The sequence below is a fragment of the Mycobacteroides sp. CBMA 271 genome, from assembly GCF_009729205.1.
Classification (GTDB): domain Bacteria; phylum Actinomycetota; class Actinomycetes; order Mycobacteriales; family Mycobacteriaceae; genus Mycobacterium.
Map to the genome: position 1 here is coordinate 76,329 of NZ_VTHB01000003.1, position 18,143 is coordinate 94,471.

Annotated in this window: 20 protein-coding genes and 1 tRNA gene; 11 read left to right on the top strand and 10 right to left on the bottom strand. The window is 64.8% G+C overall.

Going from position 1 to position 18,143, the window contains the following annotated elements; genetic code table 11:
- Positions 1 to 7 precede the first annotated feature (7 nt).
- The 4 genes from FZI91_RS09010 to FZI91_RS09025 all read left to right on the top strand — a co-directional run bounded on the left by FZI91_RS09010 (position 8) and on the right by FZI91_RS09025 (position 2,331).
- On the top strand, positions 8 to 661 hold the full coding sequence (locus tag FZI91_RS09010) for a GNAT family N-acetyltransferase (protein WP_155938702.1): 654 nt from the start codon (positions 8 to 10) through the stop codon (positions 659 to 661).
- Positions 662 to 924: 263 nt separating this feature from the next.
- Positions 925 to 1,935: a gephyrin-like molybdotransferase receptor GlpR gene (gene glpR / locus FZI91_RS09015; protein ID WP_155938703.1), complete on the top strand. Its 1,011-nt coding sequence runs from the start codon at positions 925 to 927 to the stop codon at positions 1,933 to 1,935.
- Positions 1,936 to 1,984: 49 nt separating this feature from the next.
- Positions 1,985 to 2,060: transfer RNA gene (locus FZI91_RS09020), tRNA-Ala, on the top strand.
- A gap of 19 nt (positions 2,061 to 2,079) precedes the next feature.
- Positions 2,080 to 2,331, top strand: a complete 252-nt coding sequence (locus tag FZI91_RS09025) for a hypothetical protein (RefSeq protein ID WP_155938704.1) — start codon at positions 2,080 to 2,082, stop codon at positions 2,329 to 2,331.
- 7 nt (positions 2,332 to 2,338) lie between these two features.
- On the opposite strand, the gene FZI91_RS09030 is transcribed toward FZI91_RS09025, so the two are convergent.
- Positions 2,339 to 2,557: a hypothetical protein gene (locus FZI91_RS09030; RefSeq protein WP_155938705.1), complete on the bottom strand. Its 219-nt coding sequence runs from the start codon at positions 2,555 to 2,557 to the stop codon at positions 2,339 to 2,341.
- A gap of 163 nt (positions 2,558 to 2,720) precedes the next feature.
- Between FZI91_RS09030 and FZI91_RS09035 the strand changes: the two genes are divergently transcribed.
- The 3 genes from FZI91_RS09035 (at position 2,721) to FZI91_RS09045 (ending at position 5,128) form a co-directional block, all read left to right on the top strand.
- Positions 2,721 to 3,353: a sensor domain-containing protein gene (locus FZI91_RS09035; RefSeq protein ID WP_155938706.1), complete on the top strand. Its 633-nt coding sequence runs from the start codon at positions 2,721 to 2,723 to the stop codon at positions 3,351 to 3,353.
- 29 nt (positions 3,354 to 3,382) lie between these two features.
- Entirely contained in the window at positions 3,383 to 4,144 is a 762-nt protein-coding gene (locus FZI91_RS09040) for a DUF1295 domain-containing protein (protein WP_162525444.1), read from the top strand.
- Between the two features lie 90 nt (positions 4,145 to 4,234).
- Entirely contained in the window at positions 4,235 to 5,128 is an 894-nt protein-coding gene (locus FZI91_RS09045; RefSeq protein WP_155938707.1) for a metal-dependent hydrolase, read from the top strand.
- 54 nt (positions 5,129 to 5,182) lie between these two features.
- Here the strand turns inward: FZI91_RS09045 and FZI91_RS09050 are convergent, their stop codons facing one another.
- Both FZI91_RS09050 and FZI91_RS09055 read right to left on the bottom strand, forming a co-directional pair.
- Positions 5,183 to 5,494, bottom strand: coding sequence for a hypothetical protein (locus FZI91_RS09050; protein WP_162525445.1), 312 nt, complete (start codon positions 5,492 to 5,494; stop codon positions 5,183 to 5,185).
- Positions 5,495 to 5,762: 268 nt separating this feature from the next.
- The gene (locus FZI91_RS09055; protein ID WP_155938708.1) at positions 5,763 to 6,086 is read right to left on the bottom strand and encodes a hypothetical protein; all 324 of its coding nucleotides are present in this window, start codon (positions 6,084 to 6,086) and stop codon (positions 5,763 to 5,765) included.
- 96 nt (positions 6,087 to 6,182) lie between these two features.
- Between FZI91_RS09055 and FZI91_RS09060 the strand changes: the two genes are divergently transcribed.
- Positions 6,183 to 6,869 (top strand): DUF5642 family protein, encoded by a 687-nt coding sequence (locus FZI91_RS09060; protein WP_162525446.1) that lies wholly within the window; start codon positions 6,183 to 6,185, stop codon positions 6,867 to 6,869.
- Here FZI91_RS09060 and FZI91_RS09065 read toward each other — a convergent pair.
- Positions 6,866 to 7,480 (bottom strand): alpha-ketoglutarate-dependent dioxygenase AlkB, encoded by a 615-nt coding sequence (locus tag FZI91_RS09065; protein ID WP_162525447.1) that lies wholly within the window; start codon positions 7,478 to 7,480, stop codon positions 6,866 to 6,868. The two genes, FZI91_RS09060 and FZI91_RS09065, sit on opposite strands and share 4 nt — an antisense overlap.
- A 53-nt stretch (positions 7,481 to 7,533) precedes the next feature.
- Here FZI91_RS09065 and arcA point away from each other — a divergent pair, with 53 nt between their 5' ends.
- The gene (arcA, locus tag FZI91_RS09070; RefSeq protein ID WP_155938710.1) at positions 7,534 to 8,751 is read left to right on the top strand and encodes an arginine deiminase; all 1,218 of its coding nucleotides are present in this window, start codon (positions 7,534 to 7,536) and stop codon (positions 8,749 to 8,751) included.
- 47 nt (positions 8,752 to 8,798) lie between these two features.
- On the opposite strand, the gene FZI91_RS09075 is transcribed toward arcA, so the two are convergent.
- Positions 8,799 to 10,343, bottom strand: coding sequence for a phospholipid carrier-dependent glycosyltransferase (locus FZI91_RS09075; RefSeq protein WP_162525448.1), 1,545 nt, complete (start codon positions 10,341 to 10,343; stop codon positions 8,799 to 8,801).
- A gap of 86 nt (positions 10,344 to 10,429) precedes the next feature.
- Between FZI91_RS09075 and rsmI the strand changes: the two genes are divergently transcribed.
- A complete protein-coding gene (gene rsmI / locus FZI91_RS09080) occupies positions 10,430 to 11,263 on the top strand; it encodes a 16S rRNA (cytidine(1402)-2'-O)-methyltransferase (protein ID WP_155938711.1) in 834 nt (277 codons plus the stop codon).
- Here rsmI and FZI91_RS09085 read toward each other — a convergent pair.
- The 5 genes from FZI91_RS09085 to metG form a co-directional block, all read right to left on the bottom strand.
- Positions 11,247 to 12,500: an aminodeoxychorismate synthase component I gene (locus tag FZI91_RS09085; RefSeq protein ID WP_155938712.1), complete on the bottom strand. Its 1,254-nt coding sequence runs from the start codon at positions 12,498 to 12,500 to the stop codon at positions 11,247 to 11,249. The two genes, rsmI and FZI91_RS09085, sit on opposite strands and share 17 nt — an antisense overlap.
- Before the next feature lie 4 nt (positions 12,501 to 12,504).
- Complete coding sequence (locus FZI91_RS09090) at positions 12,505 to 13,323, bottom strand: GNAT family N-acetyltransferase (protein ID WP_162525449.1); 819 nt, start codon at positions 13,321 to 13,323, stop codon at positions 12,505 to 12,507.
- A 41-nt stretch (positions 13,324 to 13,364) separates the two neighbouring features.
- Positions 13,365 to 14,270, bottom strand: coding sequence for an RNA polymerase sigma-70 factor (locus tag FZI91_RS09095; protein WP_162525450.1), 906 nt, complete (start codon positions 14,268 to 14,270; stop codon positions 13,365 to 13,367).
- Positions 14,271 to 14,272: 2 nt separating this feature from the next.
- Positions 14,273 to 15,436, bottom strand: coding sequence for an NAD(P)/FAD-dependent oxidoreductase (locus FZI91_RS09100; RefSeq protein ID WP_155938713.1), 1,164 nt, complete (start codon positions 15,434 to 15,436; stop codon positions 14,273 to 14,275).
- A gap of 158 nt (positions 15,437 to 15,594) precedes the next feature.
- On the bottom strand, positions 15,595 to 17,178 hold the full coding sequence (gene metG, locus FZI91_RS09105; protein ID WP_155938714.1) for a methionine--tRNA ligase: 1,584 nt from the start codon (positions 17,176 to 17,178) through the stop codon (positions 15,595 to 15,597).
- A 31-nt stretch (positions 17,179 to 17,209) separates the two neighbouring features.
- Here metG and FZI91_RS09110 point away from each other — a divergent pair, with 31 nt between their 5' ends.
- On the top strand, positions 17,210 to 18,085 hold the full coding sequence (locus tag FZI91_RS09110) for a TatD family hydrolase (RefSeq protein WP_155938715.1): 876 nt from the start codon (positions 17,210 to 17,212) through the stop codon (positions 18,083 to 18,085).
- Positions 18,086 to 18,143: the final 58 nt, after the last annotated feature.

Consider the following 18,143-nt stretch of genomic DNA (forward strand, 5'->3'; position numbering starts at 1 on the left):
AGTACGGATGAGCGTCTGGCGTCAGGAGAGCGCGCATCCCGGTTGGCCGATGTCGCTCGGGAAGCTGCGTGTGCCCGCGGGGGTGGTGACGGTACGGCCCATCCGGTTGCGTGACGGGATGACGTGGAGCCGGGCGCGGCTGGCTGACCAGTCACATCTGCAACCGTGGGAGCCGTCCTCGGAGGTCGACTGGATGGCACGGCACGGTGTGTCGTCGTGGCCGGCCTTGTGCTCGGGTCTGCGGGCCGAGGCGCGCAAGGGCCGGATGATTCCGTGCGCCATCGAACTCAACGGGCATTTCGTTGGACAGCTGACGATCGGCAACATCGCACATGGCGCGCTGCGCTCGGCGTGGATCGGGTACTGGGTCGTCAGTACGGTGACCCGGCAGGGGGTGGCCACCGCGGCGCTCGCGCTGGGGCTGGACCACTGTTTCGGGCCCGTCACCCTGCACCGGGTCGAGGCGACGGTGCGGCCGGAGAACGGAGCCAGCCGCGCGGTACTCGCCAAGGTCGGGTTCCGTGAGGAGGGCCTGCTCAAGCGGTACCTCGACGTTGACGGCGCCTGGCGTGATCACCTGCTGGTGGCGATGACGGTCGAAGAGGTGCGTGGTTCGGTGGCCGCGATGTTGGTGCGTTCCGGCAACGCCAGCTGGGCCTAGCTTCCTCGTGCGCCGAGCCGCCCGTTCACGGGGGGAATCGGCCCAAAAACCTGGCCAGGTGGCGCCTCAGCGGCGGGATTCCGAGATATTACTGAGACTGGTGTGACTATTGGGGCCTGTGATGCTTGCCCCTGTAGAATTACAGGTGTGTAATTGGTATCGGCGCGCCTCGTAACGTGCGCAGATCGCCAACCTAGCCTTGACCTGAGGCTTAGTCCCTGAGGCACTAGGGATAGCGCGCACACAGAAAGGAGCAGGCCGACATGCCGAGCATCCCCCAATCGGTGTTGTGGATCGGACTGGTCGTGCTGTGGCTGTTCGTCCTGGTGCCGATGCTGATCAACAAGCGTGACGTGGTCAAACGCACCAGTGACGTCGCCCTGGCGACGCGGGTTCTCAACGGGAAGGCAGCCAAGCTGCTGCGCCGTACCGGACCCGCCGCCGGCCACCGCAGCGACCCGGACTTCCGTCGTGAAGACATCGACGGCCTTGAAGACGACCTGGACGACGAAGCCGCGACCGGTGTGATCTCGAGTGCGCCCACCGAGGACGACGAAGACGCCGCGCGGGCCGTGAAGGCCATGGCCGTTCGCAAGGCCGGGGCCGTTCGGGCCGAATCGGTGCTGGGCGACGAGCCCGTCGACGTCGATATTGTCGACGAGAATGCGACCGCACTGCCCGCTGGCGACGCCGCCCTTTCCGACGAACTCGAAGACCTGGAGGAGGCGCCCGTCGCCGAAACCGATTCGGGCACCTACGAATACATCGACGACACGTCAGGTCTTACCCTTCCCGCCGAGCCGTCTCGGGAGCGCCATCAGGCGCCTCCGGTGTACTCCTCGTCGCGGCGTCGCCGGTTCGACCCGGAGACCATGGCCAGGGAGAACGCGCGCAAGTTCGTTTTCCGCAAGCGGGTGCTGATGGGCCTGGTGGCGGCGATGGTCGTCGCCGGTGTGGTCGCCGCGACCGCGTCCACCACCTTCTGGTGGGCCTGCGGTGCGCTTGGTGTGGTCGCCGTGATGTACCTGGGCTACCTGCGCCGTCAGACGCGCATCGAGGAGCAGCTTCGGCGTCGTCGCGCCGCGCGCTACCAGCGGTCGCGTGTGGTGGGCGTGGAGAACGTGGCGGACCGTGAGCTGGATGTGGTGCCGCAGCGTCTGCGCCGGCCCGGTGCGGCCGTCCTCGAAATCGATGACGAGGACCCGGTTTTCGAGCATCTGGACTACTACGACGAGCCGCGGCAGTACCGCATGCCGCACGCGGTCGGTCAGTAGTTATCCAATTCGGTCTGACGCGGGCCGGCTGGTAAGGTCTTAGCGTCTTGGGGCTATAGCGCAGTTGGTAGCGCGTCTCGTTCGCATCGAGAAGGTCGGGAGTTCGATTCTCCCTAGCTCCACCACCAGGCTGTAGGGGCGTTGATGAGACGTGCGGGGACTATGGCCGCGGCGTTGGCCGTTCTGACTGGGCTAGTAGCGCCGAACGCGGTCGCCGATGTGGTCTACGTCAGATGTGAGTTCTCTGTCGACCGGCTCATCGACCTCAAGCCGGGATCCTTCATGTCCAGTGGCACGGCGACATCCACCATCGAAGGATTTGAGCACCCCAGATTCATCGATACGAAAATCGCGACGTGGGGCGTCAATTGGGGCTCGCTCCCCAAGATGTCCTAAGTCGCCTTCACTCAGCGGGTTTGTCGGGCGATTCGGGCTCAGCGCGGCGAGCGCGGCCCGGATTGCCAATACGGCGGTTAAGCGCATAAACGGGCGCTGCTGCCCGGGCCACCAGCGGTGGTATCGCCTTTCGTGCCCTGTGGGTATTGAAGAGCCCGGCATTCATGCCGATGCCGATAAAGGTCATCGCGACGATCACTGCTATCCCGACGAACGTTGTCGTCATACACCCCACAGTATCGTCATGCGCTGCCCCGTGCGGGCGAGGCGGGCAGTAGCGGAGGTTGCGCTGGTCGAGGGGATATCCATACCCGGGTGGAAACAGCGGTACGGAAGGCCTGGCTTGTGACCCACAGCGTGTTCCAAGGTTGGTCGTTCACACTCTTGAGATGGCGCGTGCACGGTGGGCCGGATTAGGTCTCCTGGCAATGGTTGGGGTCGCCGGCTGCGCGCATCCGGCGAGTCCTGTCGCGGAAACATCCGCTCCCGAAGTGACCGAGCTCAATGTCAGTGCATCGGCGGCAGATTCACTCTTTGCCGGCATCGATGAGGTCAAATTCCTGGGTTTCCCGACTGCCGACACCACGCACACCGACACGGCGCCGATTTCCGGGCCCGGTGTCAATCCGGCGGACCCGTGCGGGTTGTTGCACTTGGCGGCGCAAGGTGATTTGGGCGATGGCTGGCAGGCCTTCCGCCAGCTGAATGTCGGCAGCTCGGCCAACCCCCGTCAGGAGCTGCACGAGGCCATCGCAATCTATTCGAACAAGCCCGCCGCACAGGCCGAATTCCACCGTCTTACTGAGGCATTCGATACCTGCAGGGTGCAGCGGCCGGACGCCTACGCATTCGGCATGCGCAACGTGATCACTCTCGAATGGGCCGATAACGCCGGCGCCACAGACGTCCACACCACCGGCAACGTGGTCTACGCGGCGACGTCCTCGGGCGCTGTCGACAACATCGAGGTCGCCGGTCAGATCGCCAATCAGATGAAGACGAACATCATCGACCCTGCTTAGAACCAGCGTCCACTGGGTACTGTCCCGGTGTGCTTACCGAGCTGTATCACGCCGCGATCATCTTCCTGATCGTCCTGGCCGCCGTCACGTTCATCAGCGGATTCTGGATGACCAATCCCTACGGGCGGTTCGCCAAACCCGGCGAGAAGTTCACCGCGCCCGCGAAGATCGGATGGCTGATCTTCGAATGCCCGCAATGGTGGGCCTTCACCGTCACCTTCTGGATTGTCGCGCACCACCACGGCGCACCGGCGCTTGTGCTGTATGTGTTGTGGCAGTGCCACTACCTGTATCGCGGACTGATCTACCCGATCTCCCGCAAGGACAGCGGAAAGCGCTTTCCCTACAGCGGGATTGCGTTCGGATTCACCTTCAATGGGGTCAACGGTTTTGCCAACGGATACGCGGTCGCATTCGCCGCGCATCTACAGACGGCCGCGTGGTTCACCGACCCCAGGTTCATCCTCGGCGTGCTCGTCGCCGTCACCGGCTGGATTGTGAACTTCCATGCCGACCGCATTCTCATCAACCTACGGTCTGACGGTTTCGACGGCTACCGCATCCCGTATGGCGGCGCCTTCCGCTGGGTGTCGGCGGCCAACTACTTCGGCGAGATCATCCTGTGGGCGGGCTGGGCGCTGATGGCGTGGACCCTGCCGGGCCTGATCTTCGTGCTGTTCTCGATCGCCAATCTGCTGCCGCGGGCGTTGGCGATCCACCGCTGGTATCGCGAGACGTTCCCTAACGAGTACCCACCCGAGCGCAAGGCCATCGTTCCCGGACTGCTGTAGAGGCCTGGCCTTAACTTTTACGCACTACTTCAAAACGTAAGCGATTCGTGTAACACTGAGTTACACCATCGACGTGGAGGTTAGTGCGACATGGCTGCTCCGGTAACGGCCTCATACCCAAAGACGCGACGCATCAGGTTCTGGTTTGGCGACCCGGTGCCCATGCGACGGCACTTTGCCGACAATGACATTGCGCTGAGTCATGTCCTCGCGGGCGCCTCGGCGGTGTTCCCGCCCGGTGAGGAATTCTTCGTCCGCTCGGTGCGCCGCTATGCCGACCGAATCTCTGAGCCGACGCTCAAGAAACGCGTCGCCGGATTCATCGGCCAAGAGGTCACCCACGGCCTGCATCATCGCGAGCTCAACGAGAAGCTCACCGAAATGGGCTATCGCAGCAAGATGGTCGAGACGATTGGACGCCGGGCCGGCAAGGTCGAGGACTTCGTCGACAAGCAGCTGCCGAACATGGATCGCCTCAAGTACGCCCGGCTGACCATGCTGGCCGCCACCGCTGCCCTTGAGCATTACACCGCGGTCCTGGCCGAACGCCTACTGGAAAGCGGCGAGCTCCAGGCCATGGTGACCGACGACGAGGTGCGAAATCTGTTGTACTGGCATGCGATCGAGGAGCTGGAGCACAAGTCGGTCGCCTTCGACGTCTACCGTGCGGTCGGCGGACCCGAATGGCTTCGGCGTGCGGTGATGGCCGTCATCTGGACGGCGACGGTACCGTTCGCTACCGCGGGCTCGTGGTTCTCCATTGCGTGGAGCGATCCGGGCGGACGTCGTCAGCCGGGACGGGTGGTTCGCGAGACGGTCGGATTGATCCGTGGCCCCTTGCTCAACGACGGCATGATCCTTCGACTGGCCCTCTATATGAAGAAGGGCTTCCATCCCGACGATCTCGACACCGATGCGCTGCTGGACCGGTGGAGCGTCGAGCTGTTCGGTGCCGACGGCACCCTGGTCGATCATTTGAAGTAGAGACAACAATGACCCGGGCTTTTGGCTCGGGTCATTGTTGGTTGTGGGCTGTGTTCAGCAGCTCAGCGCGACGTGCGCGATCTTGCGATCGACCGTCGGCACGGTGGTGGGGTTGTTCCGCACATCGCGGGCCGGTTGCACGTTGTTGACGGGCGACTCATGGGTCACCGACTCGACGGTGCACTTTGTCAGGTCGCCGGCGCCCGTCTTGGAGACGATCACTCGGTACCCGTTGGACTTGAGGTCATTGATGACGGTGCTGGCATCGCCCGATCCTGCTGGCCCGGCGAGCGCGACACTTGCCGATCCCAGCGACGCCCCGATGACGCCAACTGCGGCAATACCTGCAAATAACAATTTCTTCACGATTTCTCTCCTCTCGCCTCACTCCGCGTTGGCCAAGGTGTTACGAGCACGTAACCCCATATCACACAAAGGCCCAATCCGCGACTCGCTAAACCATCAACGTTCGCGAATCTGTCCAGTCCAACGCGGTGATAAGTGGATTGATTCCCGCTCAGCGGAATTAACGCCAAATTCATAGCCTGGCTTGCGCGCCTTCTCAGGTGACGGCGCTAAGGGGCCTGTCGGTAGGCAGTAACCAGCGAACCGGCAAAATGCCAGGTGATGCTAATTACACGTTGCAGTTAAGTGAGATGTAGACCAATTTGTGGTCGAGGACCCGGACCGGCAGCACCAGCCACTTGCCGCTGGGCATCCAGGTGCGCTGGTACTCGGTGCGATAGACATCTTGTCCGTTGCGAATGCCGGAGACCGTGCACTTGCTCATGGGGCCAGTGCCGCTGCGGTCGATATGGACCTGGTATCCCTGTGACTCGTACTGGTTGATGACCGATTGCGCATCGTCGGCGAGCGCTGTCGCGGGGGTGAGTGCCATTAGTGTGCCGACGCCCACTGCCGTCAGGCACACCTTGGTCAGCCGAAGGGCTGTCTTCATCTCACACCATCCTCACAGGTTCTAACGCCGGGCCACACTGACATTGTTCCTTACTAGTGCCATCGATTTTTCGTTCCGAATCGATACAGTGGCCGGGTGTTAAAGCCGGTGACCGCCAAGAGCTGGGGAGTTTGGGCCGCCTGCGCACTTGCGCTGGTTGTGCCGGGCTGCACCCGAACCGTCCAGAATCCCGTCAACCACCACGTCACGATCGGAAACATTGCCTCGCTGAAGGGCCAGTTCGGGCCGGAGTTCGCGGTCAAGGCGATGGAACCGGCGGGGATGGACCCCAAGTTGCTCTCGCCGGCTCCGCTGCCGCCCGGCATGACGGTCGATCCCCCCGGATGCGCTAAGTACAGCGGTGGTAGCGCCGTCCCCGCGGGACTCAAGGGGAATATGGCCGCTCTGACGGCGACGGGCGCGGGTAATCAATATGTGGCCGTCGCGGTGGAAACCTCGCAGGAGGTTCCTTTCGACCCCGCCGTGTCGGAGGAATGCAAGAAGGTGGGCTTCCGCGGCAACGGGATCGCGGGGCAGACCGAGGTGATTGACGCGCCCGTCATCGATGGTGCCCGCACGCTCGGCATGAAGCGCGACGTACTCAGCGGAATCTCGGGCAAGGCGGTCGGCCAGGAGGTGCTCAACTACTCCGCGTATCTGGGCCGCTACATGGTGGTAGTCACGGTCAGCCCAGTCGCCGTTGGAAACGTTCCGCCCGCCCCGCCGGACGGTAAGCGCGCCTCGGATCTGCTGGTTAAGGCGGTTGCGGCCGTTCGTTCTTAACGGACGTCGCGTGGGCGGTACTGCAGGCTGATTCGCGGCCCCACCGGTTTTGATGTCTTGGGGATCGCGTGTTCCCAGGTTCGTTGGCACGAGCCGCCCATGACGAGCAGGTCGCCGTGGCCCACGTTGATGCGGATGGAGTCGCCACCCAGGCGCGGCCTCAGTGCGAAAGTGCGTGTAGCACCGATGCTTACGATCGCGACCATGGTGTCCTCGCGCAGCCCGCGACCAATGGTGTCGCCGTGCCAGGCGACACTGTCGGTGCCGTCGCGGTACTGGCACAGGCCCACCGTGGTGAACGGCTCGCCGAGCTCATCGGTGTACTCGCCGTTGAGCCTTTCGCAGATCGTCTCCAGCACCGGGTGCGGCGGTGGACCTATGGACAGGTCGTGGAAACTGACCAATCGTGGGACGTCGAGGGTGCGGTCATACATGCGGCGACGCTCGGCCCGCCACGGCACCTGTGTCATCAGCTGGCCCATGAGATTGTCTGCGCGCCCGAGCCATTCATGGTGCACCTCGAGCCAGGCGCCGCCCGCCAGGTCGCGGCGCGGCACCGAGGGGGCGCCGAAGAGGGATGCCTGGACAGCATGTGGTGCTGCACTCGTCACACCGCCATGGTATCGCACAAATGTTCGATTGCGTGGCAAGCTAGCGTCATCTCATGACGGATGCGCCAGTGCTGGGTGCCAATTCAGAGGTGGGGCGGCTGCGGGCTGTCGTGTTGCATCGGCCCGGTGACGAGCTCAAGCGGCTGACGCCGCGCAATAACGACCAGCTGCTGTTCGATGGTTTGCCGTGGGTGGCCCGCGCCCAGGAAGAGCATGACGCCTTCGCCGAGGTGCTGCGCGGCCGCGGTGTTGAGGTGTTGCTGCTCGCCGACCTGTTGCGTGCTGCGCTGGCCAGCGGCGCGGCCCGGGTGCAGGGCATTTCGGCGGCAGTCAGCGCGCGCAGGTTGGGTTATGCCCTGGCGCAAGATCTTTCGGAGTACCTTCGATCGCTGGACCCTGCGGATCTCGCGTATGTGTTGATGTGCGGGATGACGTTCGACGAGCTGCCGGTCGGCGGTAGGGCGGCGCAGCCGTCGCTGGTGCGGACCATGCACCACGGCTCGGATTTCGTCATCGAGCCACTGCCCAACCTGCTGTTCACCCGCGACTCGTCGTTTTGGATCGGTCGCAAGTTCGCGATTACCTCGTTGGCGCTGCCGGCGCGGGTGCGCGAGACCTCGCTCACCGATCTGATCTATGCCCACCATCCGCGGTTTCTCGGGGTGCGCCGAGCCTACGAATCGCATTCGGCGCCGGTCGAGGGCGGCGACGTGCTGCTGCTGGGGCCCGGTGTGGTAGCCGTTGGAGTGGGGGAGCGGACCACCCCCGCGGGCGCGGAAGCCTTGGCGCGCAGCCTGTTCGACGATGACCTGGCGCATACCGTGCTTGCGGTGCCCATCGCCCAGGAGCGGGCGTCCATGCACCTGGATACCGTCTGCACCATGGTCGATACCGATGCCGTCGTGATGTATCCGGCAATTCAGGATTCACTGTCGGCGTTCACCATTCGCCGGGGCGGCGACGGTACTGTCAGTATCTCGGGCTCGGATCCGTTCGTGGAGGCGGCGGCCGATGCGATGGGCATCGGCAAGCTGCGCGTCATCGACACCGGGCTGGATCCCGTCACCGCCGAGCGCGAGCAGTGGGACGACGGGAACAACACCCTGGCATTGGCGCCCGGAGTGGTCGTCGCCTACGAACGCAACGTGGAAACCAATGCACGCCTAGAGGCTTCGGGTGTTGAGGTGCTGGCCATCTCGGCATCGGAGCTCGGCACCGGCCGCGGCGGGCCGCGCTGTATGTCCTGCCCGGTGTCCCGCGACATGCTTTAGCTACCAGTCGAGTGTGAGCAGCAGCGCTCACGCTCGGCGGGAACGGGCTAGCGCCAGCTGGGCAGCCACATCTCCATGTTCCACATGAACGGCGAGATTGCGGCCCCGGTCAGGATGGGATACAGCCACGCGAAGTTGGTGACCACCAGAGCCAGGTAGAACGTTGCGATAAACATTCGCAACGTCTTTCGCTCCGGGTTGGCGACGGGTTTGCGCAGAAAGTCGCCGATGATGAACGCGATCATCATCACCAGGAACGGGATCATCGGTGTGGCATAGAAGAAGTACATCTGCCGGTCGATGTTGGCGAACCACGGCAGCCACCCCGCGCAATACCCGACGAGCGCTGCCGCATAGCGCCAGTCACGCCGGACCAGCGTCGCCCACAAGGCCCAGAGCAGCACCGGAACGGCCAGCCACCAGATGGCCGGCGTGCCCACCAAAAGCACCGCGCGCACACAGGAGTTGGCTCCGCAGCCGGCGACGTTCTTGTCCTCGATGGCGTAGAGCAGCGGGCGCAGCGACATCGGCCAGGTCCACGGTTTGGATTCCCAGGGATGGTGATTGCCATTGGCATTGGTCAGCGTCGAATGGAAGGTGTACACGCTGTGCGTGTAGTACCAGAGCGACCGGAGGGCATCGGGCATCCAGCTGCCGATGCCGATTTGGCGTCCCTCGGCGTGCCGATTGATACCAGTTTCGGACGCGAACCACGACCAGTACGAGGCCAGGTAGACCACGAACGGAATGACCAGCAGCGCGTACAGGGCAGGCCCCAGATCGCGCACCGCGGTACCGGACCACGGGCGCTGCACCCCGTACGCGCGTCGCGCGGCGATATCGAAGGCGATGCACAGCACGCCGAAGAATGCGATGAAGTAGAGCCCGGACCACTTTGTGCCACAAGCTAATCCGAGCAGCACTCCGGCGCCCAAGCGCCACCAGCGCACCCCCAGGCGCGGACCCCACGTCGTGTCGCCGATGCGCCCGTCCAGGTACGCGTGGTAGAGCCGTTCACGCACTTGGTCGCGGTCAACGATCAACGCGCCAAATGCCGCGACGACGAACAGCACGTGGTACACGTCGAGCAATGCAGTGCGTGCGGTGACGAAGCTGACCCCATCCGCGATCAGCAACACCCCGGCAATAGCGCCCACCATGGTCGATCGGCTAATCCGTCGCGCAATCCGGGCGACCAGCAGGACGAGGATGGTGCCCGAAAGCGCGGCCGCGAATCGCCAGCCGAAGGAGTTGTATCCGAACAGCCATTCGCCGAGGGCGATCATCTGTTTGCCGATGGGCGGATGCACCACGAGTCCGTAGCCGGGGTTGTCCTCGACGCCGTTGTTGGTGACGACCTGCCAGCCTTGCGGCACGTAGTGCTTCTCGTCGAAGACCGGCGTGCCCCGATCGGTGAGCGCACCGAGGTTGATGAACCGGGTGAGCGCCGCGATCGCCGTGATGACGGCCGTCATCACCCAGCCCTGGAGCCGGTCGGTGGGCCCGAAGTCCGCGGGTGGCATGCGGGGGCCGGGGGACGCCAGATCCGACTCGGCTGCCGAGGACGGCGGCAGGGTTGCGGGTGCGGTCACACGGTCGATCGTAGGGGAGGTCCTGGATCGGGCAATCTAGGTCTGGCGGGCAGGAGCGCGGCGACCTGGGGATCTAAACTGCCGGGATGGGGAACTTGCTGTTGGCGGCGACGCCGCTGGGGGAGCCGGGCGATGCGTCGCCCCGATTGCGGGAGGCGCTGGCCAAGACGGCGGTGGTGGCCGCCGAGGACACCCGTCGGGTGCGGGCGCTGGCCAAATCGCTGGATGTGCAGATCAGCGGGCAGATCATCAGCTTCTACGACCAGAACGAGGCCAGTCGTATCGAACCGCTGCTGGCCGATCTGGCGGCCGGGTACGACGTGCTGGTGGTCACCGATGCGGGCATGCCGTCGATCAGCGACCCCGGGTATCGCCTGGTCGCCGCGTGCGTCAAACAGGGGATACCGGTCAAGTGTCTGCCCGGCCCCTCGGCGGTGACGACCGCGCTGGCCGTCTCGGGGCTGCCGGTGGACCGCTTCTGTTTCGAAGGATTCGCGCCGCGCAAGCAGGGGCCGCGCAAGCGCTGGCTGGCCGAGCTCGCCACTGAGCGGCGTACCTGTGTGTTCTTCGAGTCGCCGCGACGGTTGGCCGACACGCTGGCCGACGCGGTGGAGGTACTGGGGCCGGTTCGTCGCGCGGCGGTATGCCGCGAGCTGACCAAGACGCATGAAGAGGTGTTGCGGGGCACCCTGTATGAGTTGGCGGCCTGGGCCGAGGGGGATGTGCTCGGGGAGATCACCGTGGTGCTCGACGGCGCGACTCCGGCGGTTCCCGAAATCGATGTCCTGGTGACCCGGGTGCAGGACCTGACCGACGACGGGATGGGGCTGCGCGAGGCCTGTGCGACGGCCATCGGGGAGTCCGGTGCCACGCTGTCGCGTCGCGACCTTTACGACGCGGTGGTCAAAGCGCGGGCTTGAGTACGCCGGTCGCCGTCAACGCCACAGTGGCGGCCGCCTTGTGCAGGCACTCCTGCCATTCGGCGTCGACGTCGGAGTCGGCGGTGATGCCGCCGCCCACGCCCAATACGGCGGTTCCGTCGGGTGCGATCTCGACGGTGCGGATCGCGACGTTGAGTTCCAGGCCGGCCGCGGGGGACAGCATGCCGACGGTGCCGCAGTACACCCCCCGATGATGTCGTTCCCATTGCTGAAGAAGTTGGCGGGCTCGGGTTTTCGGTGTTCCGGTGACCGACGCCGGCGGGAAGGTGGCTTCGAGGAGGTCGCCGACGGTCGTTTCTGGAGGCACCTGCGCCGCGACGGTGGACACCAGGTGCCACACGCCCGGTGCCGGATGGACGGTGAGAAGTTCGGGGACGGTGACGGTTCCGGTGACGGCGAGGCGTCCCAGATCATTGCGCACCAGGTCGGTGATCATGATGTTTTCGGCGACGTCCTTGACCGAGGTCAACAATGCAGTCGGGTCCTCGGTGGCGGCCAGGGTGCCTTTGATAGGGCTGGATTGAACGTCGATACCGTTGCGCCGCAGGAACAGTTCGGGCGACAGCGAGGCTACGGCGCCCCAGGTGCCAGATACGAAGGCCGCGCGGGCCGGTGCCGTCTGGGTGATCGCATCGGCGAAGAAGTCCAGCGGGTCGCCCGAGAGTGTGCCGCGGAACTGTGTGCACACGCAGGCCTGGTACACCTCTCCCGCCGCGATGGCCTCCAGGCAGAGTTCGACGGCGATGCGGTGATGCTCGCGTTCGGGTGCGGTCCAGTCGATGGACCACGGCACAGGATTTCGGGGCTGTGTCAGCGCATGGAGAATCCACTCGGGGCATTCCTGGTCGAGAAGGCTTTCGTACCACCAGCATTCGTCATCATCGAGGCGTAGCACCGCATCGGTCCATCCGCCTGCGGCGTCAGGGAGTCGTGGTGCCCCGCCCTCCGTGGTTAGGTCGGGATATCCGAGGTAGCCGATCCAGCCGCCACCCACCACACCCGGTGGGGCGTCGATGGCGTCAGAGCTATTGTGGTTAAAGGCTTCTCGCGAAAGTACGGGGCGGACGGATATTGACGGCGCGATGATCGCTCGTGCGCCGAACCAGGAACCGACCAGCGCCGCGGGTGCTGGTCGATCACTCTCGCGTGCCGCCGCGGTCAGCAATCGCAGCACCGTCGGCACCGGGCCGAGGTCGCCGAGCTGCTGAACACGCATTGAGTTAGTTTCGCAGACCCTTCACCAGGATTGCGCGGGTGTACAGCAGCGAGAACCCCAGCCGCTGCGTGTTCTGCTGGGATCTGGAACCGGGCTGGGTGGTGACCACCGCCAGATCGGCACCGGCCTGGGCCGCATCGTGGAGCCGAGTCGTCAGCAGCGCCGTTTGGATTCCGCGGCGGCGATGCGGGGCCGCGGTCGCTGCACCGTTGAGCTGGGCCACGCCGTCGAGGACACGCATGCTGGCTGCGCCCGCGACCACTCCGTCGCGTATCGCGATGTACCGCTGCTCGCCCTCCACGGTGGCCAGCGCGGAGATGGCGTGCGCCAGCACCTCCCGCGGGAACGACTCGTGGGAGGGCACACCCTGCTCGTCGGGGGTCGCGAATCCGTCAACGATGACGTCGAGCCAGCTGGCCAGCTCATCGGTCCCGCTGTGTCGCACCGCGATGCCGTCCGGGATCACCGGCCCTGACACGTTAACCAGCGGCAATCCGAGGACATCCTCAAAGGACACCAGCAGGTAGCCCCGCTCGCTCAATAGTTCGCAGATGGCCGGATCGGCCAGGCTCGCCACCTCGGCCTGCACCGGGGTGTTACGAGCGGCGAATTCCCGTTCGACGGCGTCGAGCTCGGATTCGGTTGGTGCACCATGGAACCCGAGCCCGGCGATCTTGTTCAGCGGCGAGCCCGGTCCGGCGAAGGACGCGACGCCTCCGGCCAGCGGTACTGCGAGACCGTCGGGGTATCCGGAGGTCCCGGCGGCGACGGTGTCGGCCTCGGCACGCTCGATGCGTGCGGCCGTATCGGTATTGCAGAACACGCGGGCAATTGTGTCCGACGACAGCCGGTCTCCGCCACCGGTTATCGGCTGACGCGCCGGGTTGTTTCGGCGGTAGCCAGCTTCTCTGGGTTGCGGATCGCGAAAACATGCGCGACCTTGCCGTCCGCGATCGCGAGGGTCAGGACGGTGTCGAGACGGCCTTCGCTGTAGATCAGCAGGGCCGGTGTGCTGTTGTAGGTGCTGAATTCCAAACGCACATCGGGGAACTCCGCGGAGGCGCGCGAAAGCCCGATGGCGACGCGCGCCACCTTGTCTGCCCCGTAAACCGGCCGTCGCGCGGCGCTGACCTTGCCGCCGCCGTCGGATGTCCATACCGCGTCGGGCGCCAACATCTCCATCAGCGTGTCGACGTCGCCACCGGCAGCCGCCAGCAGGAACTTGGTGGTGATTTCCTCGGCCTGCCGGTCGGTGGGGGTAAACCGGCGTCGCCGCGACTGCACATGTTCGCGGGCGCGGTGCGCCATCTGACGCACCGCTGCTTCTGATTTACATACCGTGGAAGCGATTTCGTCGTAGTCGAAACCGAACACCTCCCGCATGACGAACACGGCGCGCTCGTCAGGTGCCAGGGTTTCCAGCACCACGAGCATCGCCATGGAAACAGATTCGGCCAACACGATGTCCGTCGAGGCGTCCCCGACGTTGTCATCGAAGGTCACTCGCACCGGCTCCGGCAGCCACGGTCCGACGTACTCTTCGCGCCGACGGCTGTTGGTGCGCAAGGTATTCAGGGCCTGACGGCTGACGATCTGCGCCAGATAGGCCTTGGTGTCGGTCACCGTGTCCAGGTCCACCTGCGCCCACCGCAGGTAACTCTCCTGCAGTACATCGTCGGCTTCCGTTGCCGACCCGAGCATTTCGTACGCGATAGTGAATAGCAGCGGGCGCAGGTTGGTGAACAGCTCGCCGTGCGCAGAGTCGGACACCTTTAGGCCCTCGCCTTGAGGGCTTCGGCGCGCTTGCCGCCCTGCGGCCAGAAGTACCACGTGGGATGCTTCGCAGTGGTCGCGAGTATGGAAATCGTTCCGTTGCAAACCATTTCCTTGATGGCCGCGCCCGCGCGCCCGCCCACATACAGCTTGCGGGGAGTGTCGTCGGTGTGGCCCATCTGGATGACTGCCGCGCGCCGACCGATGCTGACGTTCTGCCCGGTGAAGATTTGGGTCCGCGCCTCGGGTTGCAGGCCATCGACCAGCGCGAGGACCGTCTTGACGGCTCGGGCGGCCAAGGGTCCCGCGGCCTGGCAGCTCATCCGCAGCGGTACGCCTGACGGGCTGGCGGCGTCGCCGGCGGCGATGACGCGGGGGTTGTCGATGCTCACCAGGGCCTCGTCGGTGAGCAGTCGGCCCAGGGCGTCGGTGCTCAACCCGCTGTCGGCGGCCAGTTGTGGCACGCCGAACCCCGCGGTCCACACCGTCAGGGCACTCCCCAGGACGCGTCCGTCGGACAGCGTCACCGAATCCTCGTCGACGCGAACGACCGTGGCGGGCACCAGCACCTCGACACCCAACTTCTCCAGTCGCTTGGTTGCCGCTCTCCGTGCGGGTTCGCCTATTGACGAGATGAGCTGTGCACCGCAGATCAAGGTGACGGAGCCGCGCGGTCGAATTTCCCCGAGTTCGCCGGCCATCTCCACGCCGGTGAGGCCCGCGCCCACCACGACGACGGGTGCCTCGGGCGCGAGCCGCTCGTACCGGGCGCGTACCTGCTGCGCGTGTTCAAACTCGTTGATGGACAACGCATGTTCGGCGACGCCGAGGACGTTCGGTGTGCTGACGGTGCTCCCGACGGCGTACACCAGGTAGTCGTAGGGCAGGTTCGCGCCCGAGGCCAATTCGACCTTCTGGCCCCCGGGGTCAATGCGGGTCACTGTGTCGACCACGAGCCGCACCGCGGGGTTGAGCAGCTTGTCGTACTCGGCGGTCGCGGTGCTGTTCCCGACGACCAGCTGGTGCAGGCGGATCCGCTCGACGAAGTGCGGTCGAGGGTTCACGAGGGTCACGGTCACGTTCTTGTTGGCGAGCAGCTGGTTAGCCGCCAACGTGCCCGCGTAACCGCCACCGATCACGATCACTGTGGTGTTCTCGGTCATGTCAGTGCATTCCTTTCCATCGCTGATGCCCTTTAGACACCGCCACGGCGGAATCTGTGACAGACAGTGACCGGGATCACTTGGCCGATTCGCGTCGAGTGTGAACACCAGCGCGCACACTCGACGCGAATCGCGCACTGACGCTCGCACTCGGCGGGCTACTTGGCCACCTGGTACTTGGGGAAGACGCCGCTGGGTGCGGGCAGGCTCAGCCCGGCCTTTAGGCGCGCACCAATGGACGCAAAGTCGCGCTGATCTTCAGACTGGCCCAGTAGGTCCAGCAGCTTGGCTGCGGAGTCCGGCATCACCGGCTGCACCAGCAGCGCGACAATCCGCACCACCTCCAGCGTTGTGAAGAGCACCGTGTCGAAGCGCTTCTTATCGGCCGGGTCGTCGCTCTTGCCGAGCACCCACGGCTCCTGCGCGGAGAAGTACCGGTTGCTTGCGCCGAGCACCTGCCAGATCGCCTCCAGCGCGAGATGCATCGCAGGCACCTCGAAATGCGTGCGCGCCTGTTCCAACAGGGCGTCCGCAGCACCGAGTAGTTCGGCGTCCTCGGGGGTGGGTTCACCCGGCTCCGGCACGATTCCGCCGAGATTCTTGGCCACCATGGACAGCGACCGCTGCGCGAGATTGCCCAGCTCGTTGGCCAGGTCGGCGTTGATCCGCCCGATCAGACCATCCTCGGTGTAGCTGCCGTCCTGGCCGAACGGCACCTCGCGCATCAGGAAGTAGCGCACCTGGTCCAGCCCGAAGGTGTCGATGAGGTTGATCGGATCTACTACATTCCCGATCGACTTGCTCATCTTCTCGCCCTTGTTGGTGAGGAAGCCATGCGCGAAAACCCGCTTGGGTAGCTCGACCCCCGCCGACATCAAGAATGCGGGCCAGTACACCGCATGGAACCGAATGATGTCCTTGCCGATCATGTGCACATTGGCAGGCCAATACCGCTGGAACGACTCGGCCGAGGTGTCCGGATAGCCGACGCCGGTGAGGTAATTGGTCAGCGCGTCGACCCACACGTACATGACGTGATCGGGGTGGTCGGGCACCGGCACACCCCAGTCGAAGGTGGTGCGGGAGACGGACAGATCGTTCAGGCCACCCGAGACGAAGCTGACTACTTCGTTTCGGCGTGCGTCAGGGCCGATGAATTCCGGATGTGCCTCGTAATGCGCCAGCAGTTTGTCCTGATAAGCAGAAAGCCTAAAGAAGTAGGTCTGCTCCTCGGTCCAGGTGACGGGGGTCCCCGTCTCGATGGCCACCCGGCCGCCGTCGGGCTGCAGTGTCGTCTCGTCTTCGGTGAAGAACCGTTCATCGCGCACCGAGTACCAGCCGGAGTAGGCATCTAAATAGATGTCACCGTTCTCGGCCATCCTGCGCCAAATCGCCTTGGACGCCTCGTAGTGATCCGGGTCCGTGGTGCGGATGAACCGGTCGAAGGAGATGTTGAGCCGTTCCTGCAGTCGCTGGAACACATCGGAGTTGTGCCGCGCGAGATCTGCAGTTGGTATGCCCTGCGCCGCCGCAGTCTCCACCATCTTCAGCCCGTGGACGTCGGTGCCGGTGAGGTACCGCACGTCGAAGCCGTCTAGCCGCTTGAAGCGGGCGACGGCGTCGGTCGCCACGTACTCATATGCGTGCCCGATGTGCGGCTCGCCGTTGGGGTACGCGATGGCGGTGGTGATGTAAAAGGGTGCCGATGAGCCGCTTGCGTGAAGAGATTCTGACTCAGCCATAGTGGCTGTCACTTTATAGACTGGTGGTCTCATGACGCCCGGCCATAAACGGCAAGCCCCGCCCGACCCTCAGCCGCTCGCCCCCCTCATCGATGCTCACACCCATCTGGACGCGTGCGGGGCCGTCACGGCCGAGGACGTGCGGGGCATCGTCGATCACGCCGCGTCCGTCGGAGTGGGGCGTGTGGTGACGGTGGCCGATGACCTGGAGTCGGCCCGATGGGCGGTGTCGGCGGCCGAGGGCGATCCCCGGGTGTACGCGGCCGTCGCGTTGCATCCCACCCGCGCGGATGACCTCACCGGCAGCGCGCGTGAGGAGCTGGAGAAGCTGGCCGCGCATCCGCGGGTGGTGGCGATCGGGGAGACCGGTCTGGACCTGTATTGGCCGGGTCGATTGGAGGGATGCGCGGAGCCTTCGGTTCAGCGCGAAGCATTTGCTTGGCATATCGATCTGGCTAAGCGGACGGGCAAGCCGTTGATGATTCACAACCGCGATGCCGACGCCGACGTGCTCGATGTGCTGCAGTCGGAGGGCGCGCCGCCCTCGGTTATCTTCCACTGCTTCTCATCGGATGCCGAAATGGCCAAGAAGTGCGTCGCTGAGGGTTGGATTTTGAGTTTGTCGGGAACGGTGAGTTTCAAGAACGCGCGCGCTCTGCGTGAAGCGGCCGTGCTCATCCCCGAGGAACAACTGCTGGTAGAGACCGATGCCCCGTACTTGACGCCGCATCCGTATCGGGGTGCACCCAACGAGTCGTACTGCCTGCCGTACACGGTCCGCGCGCTCGCCGAAATAACCGGACGCCCCGCCGAACGGTTAGCGGCTGCATCCACCGCGACGGCCGTTCGGGTGTTCAACATCGTTGATGAGTTGCCTCCGTGCGATGCTTTCGTTACCGTGTCGTGATCACCCACCAGGATTATCGGGCCGGGTTAGCCCCGCGTTTTCCGGTATCGACGCACCG

What these genes read in the sequence shown, in the direction of transcription:
- FZI91_RS09010 (WP_155938702.1), top strand. Translation starts at nt 8, where the DNA reads ATGAGCGTCTGGCGTCAGGAGAGCGCGCATCCCGGTTGGCCGATGTCG.
- glpR (WP_155938703.1), top strand. Translation starts at nt 925, where the DNA reads ATGCCGAGCATCCCCCAATCGGTGTTGTGGATCGGACTGGTCGTGCTG.
- FZI91_RS09025 (WP_155938704.1), top strand. Translation starts at nt 2,080, where the DNA reads ATGAGACGTGCGGGGACTATGGCCGCGGCGTTGGCCGTTCTGACTGGG.
- FZI91_RS09030 (WP_155938705.1), bottom strand. Translation starts at nt 2,557, where the DNA reads ATGACGACAACGTTCGTCGGGATAGCAGTGATCGTCGCGATGACCTTT.
- FZI91_RS09035 (WP_155938706.1), top strand. Translation starts at nt 2,721, where the DNA reads ATGGCGCGTGCACGGTGGGCCGGATTAGGTCTCCTGGCAATGGTTGGG.
- FZI91_RS09045 (WP_155938707.1), top strand. Translation starts at nt 4,235, where the DNA reads ATGGCTGCTCCGGTAACGGCCTCATACCCAAAGACGCGACGCATCAGG.
- FZI91_RS09055 (WP_155938708.1), bottom strand. Translation starts at nt 6,086, where the DNA reads ATGAAGACAGCCCTTCGGCTGACCAAGGTGTGCCTGACGGCAGTGGGC.
- arcA (WP_155938710.1), top strand. Translation starts at nt 7,534, where the DNA reads ATGACGGATGCGCCAGTGCTGGGTGCCAATTCAGAGGTGGGGCGGCTG.
- rsmI (WP_155938711.1), top strand. Translation starts at nt 10,430, where the DNA reads ATGGGGAACTTGCTGTTGGCGGCGACGCCGCTGGGGGAGCCGGGCGAT.
- FZI91_RS09085 (WP_155938712.1), bottom strand. Translation starts at nt 12,500, where the DNA reads ATGCGTGTTCAGCAGCTCGGCGACCTCGGCCCGGTGCCGACGGTGCTG.
- FZI91_RS09100 (WP_155938713.1), bottom strand. Translation starts at nt 15,436, where the DNA reads ATGACCGAGAACACCACAGTGATCGTGATCGGTGGCGGTTACGCGGGC.
- metG (WP_155938714.1), bottom strand. Translation starts at nt 17,178, where the DNA reads ATGGCTGAGTCAGAATCTCTTCACGCAAGCGGCTCATCGGCACCCTTT.
- FZI91_RS09110 (WP_155938715.1), top strand. Translation starts at nt 17,210, where the DNA reads ATGACGCCCGGCCATAAACGGCAAGCCCCGCCCGACCCTCAGCCGCTC.